General features: G+C 64.2%; 9 protein-coding genes. 3 read left to right on the forward strand and 6 right to left on the reverse strand.

Annotated features, from left to right (window positions below; all coding sequences use genetic code 11):
- Positions 1-52 precede the first annotated feature (52 nt).
- Positions 53-1,279 (reverse strand): ribonuclease D, encoded by a 1,227-nt coding sequence (locus tag EG850_RS01520; RefSeq protein ID WP_124969134.1) that lies wholly within the window; start codon positions 1,277-1,279, stop codon positions 53-55.
- On the reverse strand, positions 1,266-1,862 hold the full coding sequence (locus EG850_RS01525; RefSeq protein WP_124969136.1) for a DUF3000 domain-containing protein: 597 nt from the start codon (positions 1,860-1,862) through the stop codon (positions 1,266-1,268). Before EG850_RS01525 ends, EG850_RS01520 begins: the two co-directional genes overlap by 14 nt.
- 120 nt (positions 1,863-1,982) lie before the next feature.
- Between EG850_RS01525 and EG850_RS01530 the strand changes: the two genes are divergently transcribed.
- Positions 1,983-3,164 carry an alpha/beta hydrolase family protein gene (locus EG850_RS01530; protein ID WP_124969138.1) on the forward strand — a complete coding sequence of 394 codons (1,182 nt, stop codon included), beginning with the start codon at positions 1,983-1,985 and terminating at the stop codon, positions 3,162-3,164.
- A gap of 111 nt (positions 3,165-3,275) precedes the next feature.
- On the opposite strand, the gene EG850_RS01535 is transcribed toward EG850_RS01530, so the two are convergent.
- Genes EG850_RS01535 through EG850_RS01545 form a run of 3 tightly spaced genes read right to left on the reverse strand, consistent with a single transcriptional unit; the run spans position 3,276 to position 5,391 of the window.
- Entirely contained in the window at positions 3,276-4,004 is a 729-nt protein-coding gene (locus EG850_RS01535) for a dihydrofolate reductase family protein (protein WP_185714892.1), read from the reverse strand.
- A gap of 24 nt (positions 4,005-4,028) precedes the next feature.
- Positions 4,029-4,457 (reverse strand): SufE family protein, encoded by a 429-nt coding sequence (locus EG850_RS01540; RefSeq protein ID WP_124969142.1) that lies wholly within the window; start codon positions 4,455-4,457, stop codon positions 4,029-4,031.
- A 10-nt stretch (positions 4,458-4,467) separates the two neighbouring features.
- Positions 4,468-5,391 carry a sulfurtransferase gene (locus tag EG850_RS01545; protein WP_124969144.1) on the reverse strand — a complete coding sequence of 308 codons (924 nt, stop codon included), beginning with the start codon at positions 5,389-5,391 and terminating at the stop codon, positions 4,468-4,470.
- 213 nt (positions 5,392-5,604) lie between these two features.
- On the opposite strand from EG850_RS01545, the gene zapE reads away from it, so the two are divergent.
- Positions 5,605-6,612: a cell division protein ZapE gene (gene zapE / locus EG850_RS01550; protein WP_124969186.1), complete on the forward strand. Its 1,008-nt coding sequence runs from the start codon at positions 5,605-5,607 to the stop codon at positions 6,610-6,612.
- A 248-nt stretch (positions 6,613-6,860) separates the two neighbouring features.
- Positions 6,861-8,087: an ammonium transporter gene (locus EG850_RS01555; RefSeq protein ID WP_124969146.1), complete on the forward strand. Its 1,227-nt coding sequence runs from the start codon at positions 6,861-6,863 to the stop codon at positions 8,085-8,087.
- Positions 8,088-8,166: 79 nt separating this feature from the next.
- Here the strand turns inward: EG850_RS01555 and aqpZ are convergent, their stop codons facing one another.
- Complete coding sequence (aqpZ, locus tag EG850_RS01560) at positions 8,167-8,967, reverse strand: aquaporin Z (RefSeq protein WP_124969148.1); 801 nt, start codon at positions 8,965-8,967, stop codon at positions 8,167-8,169.
- Positions 8,968-9,007: the final 40 nt, after the last annotated feature.

The raw sequence follows: 9,007 nt of genomic DNA on the forward strand, positions 1-9,007 counted from the left end.
TTGCCTCCTTGCAATGTCGCCCGCGTCTGCGGAACGTTGAACGTCCGGGAGCCTATCCGTCGCTCGGCAGAGAGTCCTGAACTGCTTGGTCAGCCTCGACAAATGCGGTCGCAATGACCGGCGCGGTGAGTGAGGTTTGCCACTGACGGGCGCCGAGATCACGCAATTGGCGTGCGAGCGCGTCAGTGGTGAGCCCGGCCGGTTCCCAGGCCGCGCGCCGCAAGAACGACGGCGTGAGCAGGTTCTCGGTCGGCATCGAGATGGTTTCGGCAATCTCGGCAACGGCTGGGCGCGCGACCTTGAGGCGTGCATCCGCGGCGGGATTCTTCGCCGCCCAGGCCTTCGGCGGCGGCAGTCGATCGGGATCGTTGAGGCTGCGCGGCGGCAGATCGGTCGTTTCGCGGCCAAGTTCAATCGCCGCCCACCAGCGATCGAGTTCAGAACGGGATGCGCGGCCAGTGAATTCTTTGCTCGCCGCTAATTGCGCCTTCGTGCGTGGGAGCATCCGCGCGGCCGCCGTAAGCGCACGGTCGGGGACGAGACGCCCCGGCGCGATGTCGGTTTCTTGTGCGTACGCATCCCGGGCTCGCCAAAGTTCGCGAGCTACCGCCAATTGCCGCGGCGAACGCAGCGCGTGGAGCCCAGACAGTCGACGCCAGCGTTCGCTGCGATCCTGTTCGAAGGAGCGGCCGAGGATGTCGTCGAACTCTTCCGCCGCCCACTCGGCCTTATTGGCCTCAAGCAGTTCTGCCGCGAGCAGATCGCGCACATCGACGAGGTGTTCAACATCGAGGGCGGCGTACGCAAGCCAAGATTCCGGCAACGGGCGTTGCGACCAGTCGTCGGCTGAGTGCGCTTTCGCGAGTTCAATGCCAAGGAGCTCTTCAACCACCGCGCCGAGACCGACATGCGATTTGCCGAGCAGACGCGAGGCAAGTTCGGTGTCAAACAGGCGCTTCGGATGCAGATCAATTTCGCGCATGCACGGAATGTCTTGGGTTGCCGCGTGGAGAATCCATTCCTCATCGGCGATGACCTCGGCAATCGGGGCGAGCGTGCCGAATGGAATCGGGTCGAGCAGCATCGTGCCCGAACCGCGGCGGAAGATCTGCACAAGATAGGCGCGGTCAGAATAGCGATAGCCCGAGGCGCGCTCGGTGTCGATCGCCACTGGACCTTCACCGGCAGCGAGGCGCCCGATCGCTTCGTCGAGGCCATCGATCGTGTCGATGACTTCGAGATCGCCGCGATCGATGCGGTTGGCGTCAGCGGCGGCCATTCGCCCGCCTTGCACGAAGCACTGGCACTTCGCTCGAATCGACCGGTGGCAGACCTCCGAGCATGCAGAGCAATTCACTCCATGCTTCAACGTGGGGGCCGAGTTCGGGAGTCTGCGGAGTCCATGACGCGCGCATTTCGATTTGCGAACCCTCGCCCTGGTCGGTGAGTTCGCCGAACCCCTTCGAGTTCACGACGGTGACGGTGCCGGAAGCGTAGAGGTATTCCGCCCCGCACTGCTTGAGTGCATCCGTGAGCCATGACCAGGCCACTTCGGGAAGCATGCCGTCGCCACCAATATCGGTTTCGAGTGGGGCTTGTGCAAAGCAGACGACGCGAAACTCGCCGCGCCACGCCTCGGGGCGGCTCACATCGTGGAGCAGGATGAACCGGCCAGTGCCGAGTTGCGAGTCGCCGTGGAGATCTCCCGGGCTCACATCAGCGGCGAGAGCCATCGAGTTAGGGGCGAGGCCTTCGGGCGGTCGAATCTCGTTGACGCGCAAGTCGCTTCGGAACTCGACCGCGCGGATCGATTCCGCTGCGCTGTCGAACTCCGCTGGTACGGGATGCAGACTGACCACCACGCGTTTGAGCGTAGGCAAGGCGGCTCACCGGGAATGCCAGGCGCGCCGCAATCCGCATAGGAAATACTGGAGGGGAGTGAGTGCGCCGAGCGAAATGGGTTCGGCGCAGAAAGGCAAGGGATGAACCGACAGCTCGTACGGGCAGGCCGGGCCGCCGTGGCGGCAACTGCAGGCGGATCTGTGTTCCTGGCTTCGCTTGCTGGCACCGCAGCACTGCTGCTCGCAAAGCAGGTGGTGACCCCGGCGACCCGCACTCGCGATCCCATCAAAGTGCTCAAGGTGGTACCCGACCCGGGCAGCGACGCCAGCGGCGCAATCACGCTCGAACGTGTGACCGAATCGGAAGTCGCGGGGGAGTACACGGCACTCTGGGATCACGATCGCGGCCGTGCGCGCATCTCGGGCATCGTCACCGCCACGCTCGACACCGTCACTCGCCGCTACGACGCGGCCGTTGGCACCTCGATTCTTGAGGCGCGAAGCGTGCGCATTGCCTCGGCGCCACAGCGCGATGTCGACGACCTCGGATTGCCGTGGGAGAACGTCGAGATTCCCACCGAGTTAGGCCCGGCACCGGCCTGGTGGTTGCCTGCCCGAGCAGGTCGCCCGGGCGACTGGATCATCCACGTGCACGGTCGCGGCGCCACAATCACCGAGCCGTTGCGCACCGTGCCGGTCGCCGAGGCGCGCGGCTGGAACTCGCTCGTCATTCGCTATCGCAATGACCCGGATGCGCCGGCCGGTCACCGCGGCACCTACGGCCTCGGTCTCACCGAGTGGCGCGATGTTGACGCCGCAATCGAGTGGGCGCGCTCGCGCGGTGCGGAGCGCATCCTCTTGGCGGGTTGGTCGATGGGCGGCGCGATTGTTGCCCAGACCTATCTGCGCTCGAAGTTGCGCGCGCTCATCCACGGCATCATGCTCGAGTCGCCCGCGATGGATTGGCGGTCGATTCTCGTGGAGCAAGCGTCGCAGATGCGGGTGCCGCGGCCGGTCGCAAATCTTGGGATGTGGTTGCTCGGCTCGCCGCTCGCAAGCAAGTTACTTGGAGTCGAAGAACCCATCAATTTGGATGAGCTCGATCTCGTCGCGCGCGCTGACGAGTTCGATGTGCCGATCCTGCTCTTGCACTCGCTAGGCGACACGATGGTGCCCATTGAGGCGAGTCAGCGCTTCGCGCAGGCACGGCCCGATCTCGTCACCTTCGAGGAGTTCACGAAGGCGCGACACACCAGGTTGTGGAATGTCGACCGCGAGACTTGGGAGCGCGTAGTCGGCGACTGGCTCGACGCCAGGCGGTGATGCTTGGGGGTCTCGATCCGTCGCTTCGCTACTACTCGACCACCCAAGGAAGCCTGGTTGGTCGAGTAGACGGAGCGCAGCGGAGTCGTATCGAGACCCCGCGCGCATCTCTCAGCGGGCAAACAGCCGCTGATAGATGTACCCGAGTGAGTCTTCGGCGAGCAGTACCCGCGCAAACGAGGTGCCGTGACCCGAACCCGGCAGCGACGGCGCCGAGTCGGGCGCAAACACCGGTGCCTGAGTCAGGCACACCTCGTCAATGCGGCCCTCATCGAGAAACTGGCTGATCAGCTGATTGCCGCCTTCAACCACGAGTTGCCGCAGGCCACGTTCGTGCAGCGTCGCAACGACCTGGTCAAGCGGCAGGCGTCCGTCGACTGGCTCGATCGCCACCGTGTTCGCACCCGGCATCGTCTCGTTCACCCGCGCCACGGCATCCGCGGGACAGCAGACGAGCACCGAGGCGACCGCATCCTCGCGAGAAATACGATGGCCGCTGAGATCACCAGATGCAGTCACCACGCAGAGCCAGGTCGAGCCAGTTGAGGTGTGTTGCTCCTGCCGCACAGTCTGCGCACCGACAACGACCGCGTCGCTCATTTCCCGAATGAGTCGCAGGATGCGCCGATCGGCACGATTCGAGAGCGTGTCAGAGGTGCCGTCGGGCCCGGTGACGCGGCTATTGAGCGAACCGATCATGTTCATCCGAACCCAATCGGGTTCGGGGGCCGCGTAGAGCTCGCGCAGGCGCTCGTCGACTTCATCTCCGAGCACGAGCGTCTCAGTCGCATCCACATTGCCAACAGTGCTGAGGATGCGCAGCGACGTTGGATTCGGCATCGCCGAAGGCGAGACGACCATGGCCTAGGCGTTCGCGAGGTGGTCGCGCACCTGGCGTTGCACGCGCGCGAGCATGCCCACCATGCCGTTGAGCCGGAGCGGTGAGACCTGCTGCGTGATGCCGAGGTCAAAGGGGAAGTCGCCGGGTACGGCAAGTACCTCGTCAACGGTGAGCCCGCTGAGGCCCTGCGCCAAAATTGACGCGAATCCACGAGTCGTGGGAGCCTCGGCGGGTGCCTTGGCGTACATGTTCACGTGTCCGTCGACCACTTCGGTGGTGATGAACACGGGGGACTGGCACTCGATCACTCGCTCGAACGGCACATCCGCATAGCGCTCGGGCACCTCGGGAAGTTCGTCAGAGAATTCCAGGAGCAGGTGCAGGCGTTCACGATCTGGGATCGCGTGGAAGTCGTCGCGGATCTCAGCGAGCTGTTCGGGCAGTTCGGTCATGCCGCCCAGGCTAGCGCGCCGGAGCTTCGCCAGGTTCCGTGCCGCGCACGATCGGCGCGCCGACGAGCGAACCCCACTCGGTCCACGAGCCGTCATAGTTGCGCACGCCCTCGAGACCGAGCAGGTGGGTCAGTACGAACCAGGTGTGGCTCGAGCGCTCACCGATGCGGCAATAGGCGATGACCTCTTCATCGGCCTCGGCAAGACCAGCATCGTCGAAGTAGATTTCGCGAAGCGCGTCGAGACCCTTGAAGGTTGAGTCGGTGTCGGCCACCTTCGCCCAGGGCACGCTCTTCGCCGTCGGAATATGGCCGGCGCGCAGCGCGCTCTCCTGCGGGTAGTCAGGCATGTGCGTGCGTTCGCCCGAGTACTCCTCGGGGCTGCGCACGTCGATGAGCTTGCCCGCGGTCTGCAGCTGCACGAAGACATCGCCGCGGGTGGCGCGGATGTCGTCGTCGAATCGCTCGACCACGGGGTATTCGGTCGCCGGACGCTCGGGTACCTCGCGACTCAGTTCGCGGCCCTCGGCGACCCACTTATCGCGCCCGCCGTCAACGAGACGCACGTCGTCGTGACCGAACAGCGTGAACACCCACAGGGCGTAGGCGGCCCACCAATTTGAGCGGTCACCGTAGATCACGATCGTGTCGTCACGCTTGATGCCCTTTTCGCTGAGCAGGCGCGCAAATGCTTCACCGTCAACGTAGTCGCGCACGATTTCGTCGTTGAGGTCGGTGTGCCAGTCGATGTGCACTGCGCCCGGGATGTGACCGGTCGAGTAGAGCAACACATCCTCATTCGATTCGACAACGACCAGCCCCGACTCCGGATTCTGCGCGTTGGCGAGGTGGTCTGCGAGCCACTGCGTCGATACCAATCGCTCGGGGTGCGCGTACTCGGCAAACTTCGGTTGCGGGTCGGTTTCGAACGCCATGGTGACTCCCTTGCTCGTGATGCGCGGAGGCGGTGCTCCGCGAAGACACTTCACAGTGCCACATTCGACTCAACCAGCGCCCAGAGCATGCAGAAACATGACACCCGATGACCGCTCGCGCGGTCTAGGCTAAAGAAGTTCATCCCGTTTCATGCAGGAGATCTTTACGTGGCCGCTGGCAACATTGTGCACCTCACCGACCGGGTCCCGCAGATGACCCCTGATGACATGGTTCGGGCGCTGGTGCCGCCGCCGCAGTTCGCGCATGCGAGCTTCGAAAACTACCGACCCGACCACGACTATCCCTCGCAGGCGGAGGCCGTCGAGATTGGTCGCCGCTTCGCTGCCGACGGCACGGCCGTGCACTCCACGGGCCGCGGATTCCTCTCGCGGCTCAAGCGCCACAAGCGCACCACGAAACCGGGCATCTACCTCGACGGTGGCTTCGGTGTCGGTAAGACGCACTTGCTCGCGGCGACCTGGCACGCCTACCAGGGCCGCAAGTACTTCGGCACGTTCATTGAGTACACGGCCCTCGTCGGCGCACTTGGCTATCAGAACGCGGTGAAGGCACTTACTGGTACCGCCCTCATCGCGATCGACGAGTTCGAACTCGACGATCCGGGCGACACCATGGTGATGTCGAAGCTCCTCGGCGAACTCGTCGCGACCGGCACCTCGATTGCCGCAACGTCGAATACGCCGCCGAATGCGCTCGGTGAGGGTCGGTTCGCGGCGCAAGATTTCTTGCGCGAAATCACCAAGCTTGCGGATGTGTTTGAAACCGTTCGCATCGACGGCGTTGACTACCGGCGTCGTGCGGTCGAGGGTCGCGCCGTGGTGAGTGACGCTGCCGAACTCGACCGTCAGGCTTCCGGACGCACCGAGCGTGGCGACACTGTGGCGCGCGACTCGTTCCGTGCACTCATCGACCACTTGGCGAAAGTGCATCCCTCGAAGTACGTCAAGATCATCGATGGCGTCGAAGCAATCGTGCTTGATGACGTGAGCGAGCTCACTGATCAATCGGAAGCGCTGCGATTCGTGGCGTTCATCGACCGGGTGTACGACGCACAGATTCCAATCATTGCCTCGGGTACGCCGCTCGACCAGATCTTCGGTGGCGGCATGATCGATGGCGGCTACCGCAAGAAGTACCTGCGCTCGGTCTCGCGACTCATCGCTTCTACGGGCGCGGCCGCAGACTCGGCACCGGCTTAGGGGTTGCGAGCGAGGTCTCGATACGCCTGCGGCTACTCGACCAGCCAACTTTGGGTGGTCGAGTAGCACGAAGCGCGTATCGAGCCCGCCGCGCCTCACGAATTAACGCGCTGGAAATTCCGAACGTCGTTCTGAAATTTCCTCGAAACGCTCGCGTCGCGGCTCTGTGACGGGGCCGCGACAGCATGGCCTCAGATCGCATCGGCCACGCTCGCCAACCCGGCGACCGGTGCGATGAGGAGGACCCCATGGACACTGGCGGCGCTGCCTGGTTGCTTGCCGCAACCGCGCTCGTACTCTTGATGACACCCGGTTTGGCACTGTTCTACGGCGGCCTCGTGCGTGAGAAGGGCGTCATCTCAATGATGATGATGTCGTTCGGTGCGCTCGCACTCGTCGCGGTGCTTTGGGTGCTGTATGGCTGGAGCATGACCGCAGTAGACGGCAGCTCGTTCTTCCAGTTCGCTGGCGACCCTCTCACCGGGCTCGGTATGTCGGGGCTCGCTGACGACAATGTCGGGATGCTCGGTTCGGCCTACGGGGCCACGTTCGCGATCATTACGGTCGCGCTTATCTCAGGCGCCATTGCCGACCGCGCCCGTTTCGGCTCCTGGCTGCTGTTCGCCGGCATCTTCGCTACCGTCGTCTACTTTCCGGTTGCCGCGTGGGTCTGGGGTGGTGGCTGGATCATGCAGCTCGGCACGGCCCTCGGATTCTCGGGCGTTGAGGTGATCGATTACGCCGGTGGCACGGCCGTCCACATCAACGCCGGTGCCGCAGCGCTCGCTCTGGCGCTCGTACTCGGTCGTCGTCAGGGCTTTGACCGCTCGCTGAGCGCGCCGCACTCGGTGCCACTGGTGCTCATCGGCACGGCAATTCTCTGGTTTGGCTGGTTCGGATTCAACGCTGGCGCCGAGGGCAATGGCAACCTCGTCGACTCGGTCGTCGGACTCATCATGGTGAACACCATCGTCGCTCCGGCCGCCGGTATTCTCGGCTGGCTTGCGTTCGAGCGCCTGCGTGGAAAGAAGCCCACCGCCATCGGCGCTGCTTCGGGTGCCATTGCTGGTCTCGTGGGCATTACCCCTGCCTGCGCTGACATTGCGCCGGGCTGGGCGCTGCTACTCGGTCTCGTTTGCGGCGTCGCGGCGAACTACGCCTGCGATCTCAAGTGGCTCGCGAAGTTCGATGACTCGCTCGACGTCGTTGGCATCCACCTCACCGCTGGTCTCATCGGTTCGCTCTGGCCGGGCCTGTTCGCCCACGAGACCGGCATCATCAATGGCGGTGGCCCGGAGCAGTTCATCGTGCAGGTCATTGCCTCGGTCGCGGTGCTCGTCTACTCGTTCGTCGTGAGTTTCATCATCGGCACGCTCATCCAGAAGACGGTCGGCTTCCGCATCACGAGCGAAGAAGAGATCGCTGGCGTGGATGAGTCGGTTCACGGCGAGCGCGCCTACGCCCGCGCCGCGTAGTCGCCAACAAGACCACGAGCGCCCCCGCAGACACGGCTGCGGGGGCGCTCGTACTTCGTCGAATGACGACTGCGAAGAACTACTTCGCGTCGACTTCAGCTTCGCCCGACACGTCGAGTGCTTCCCGGTTGACTCCGGTGACGATCGAGTAGGTGATCCCCGCGATGGCAGCACCGACGATAGGTGCGAGCCAGAAGAGCCAGAGCTGACCCACATAGTCGCCGCCGGCGAAGATTGCGGTGGCCGTCGAGCGGGCCGGGTTCACCGAGGTGTTCGACACCGGGATGGAAATGAGGTGGATGAGTGCCAGGCTGAAACCGATTGCGATGGGCGCGAAGCCCACGGGCGCGCGGCGGTCGGTGGCACCAAGGATGATGTAGAGGAAGAACGCGGTGAGCACGACCTCAGCGATGAGCACCGCGATGAGCGAGAAGCCGCCCGGGCTGAGTGCGTCATAGCCATTTGAGGCGAAGCCGCAGGCTTCGAAGTCAGGTGCACCCGAGGCGATGAGCCAGAGCACACCGGCACCGGCAGTACCGGCGACGACCTGCGTGAGGATGTAGGGGAGCACATCCTTCCACTCAAAGCGCTTTGCGGCGGCGAGGCCGATCGTGACTGCGGGGTTGAAGTGGCCTCCCGAAACGTGACCCACGGCGTAGGCCATGGTGAGCACGGTGAGACCGAATGCGAGCGAGACTCCGAGGTGGCCGATGCCGACCGAGATCATGTCGTCGCCGACGAACTTCGCGGCGAGAACTGCCGAGCCGGCGCCGCCGAACACGAGCCAGAACGTGCCGAGTGCCTCAGCACCGAGACGGTGCGCAAGCTTGGGGGTGGCGGGAGTTGCCAGGAACGCCTCCGTAGGAATGAGGTGGAACATGGGGTTATAGGCCAAAAAGAGTGGATGACACCCCCGTTCT

Origin of the sequence: Gulosibacter macacae (assembly GCF_003865375.1) — a bacterium.
GTDB classification, from domain to species: Bacteria; Actinomycetota; Actinomycetes; order Actinomycetales; family Microbacteriaceae; genus Gulosibacter; species Gulosibacter macacae.

Coding starts and splice junctions, on each gene's coding strand:
- EG850_RS01520 (WP_124969134.1), bottom strand. CDS start 1,279: ATGGCCGCCGCTGACGCCAACCGCATCGATCGCGGCGATCTCGAAGTC.
- EG850_RS01530 (WP_124969138.1), top strand. CDS start 1,983: ATGAACCGACAGCTCGTACGGGCAGGCCGGGCCGCCGTGGCGGCAACT.
- EG850_RS01535 (WP_185714892.1), bottom strand. CDS start 4,004: ATGCCGAATCCAACGTCGCTGCGCATCCTCAGCACTGTTGGCAATGTG.
- EG850_RS01540 (WP_124969142.1), bottom strand. CDS start 4,457: ATGACCGAACTGCCCGAACAGCTCGCTGAGATCCGCGACGACTTCCAC.
- EG850_RS01545 (WP_124969144.1), bottom strand. CDS start 5,391: ATGGCGTTCGAAACCGACCCGCAACCGAAGTTTGCCGAGTACGCGCAC.
- zapE (WP_124969186.1), top strand. CDS start 5,605: ATGACCCCTGATGACATGGTTCGGGCGCTGGTGCCGCCGCCGCAGTTC.
- EG850_RS01555 (WP_124969146.1), top strand. CDS start 6,861: ATGGACACTGGCGGCGCTGCCTGGTTGCTTGCCGCAACCGCGCTCGTA.
- aqpZ (WP_124969148.1), bottom strand. CDS start 8,967: ATGTTCCACCTCATTCCTACGGAGGCGTTCCTGGCAACTCCCGCCACC.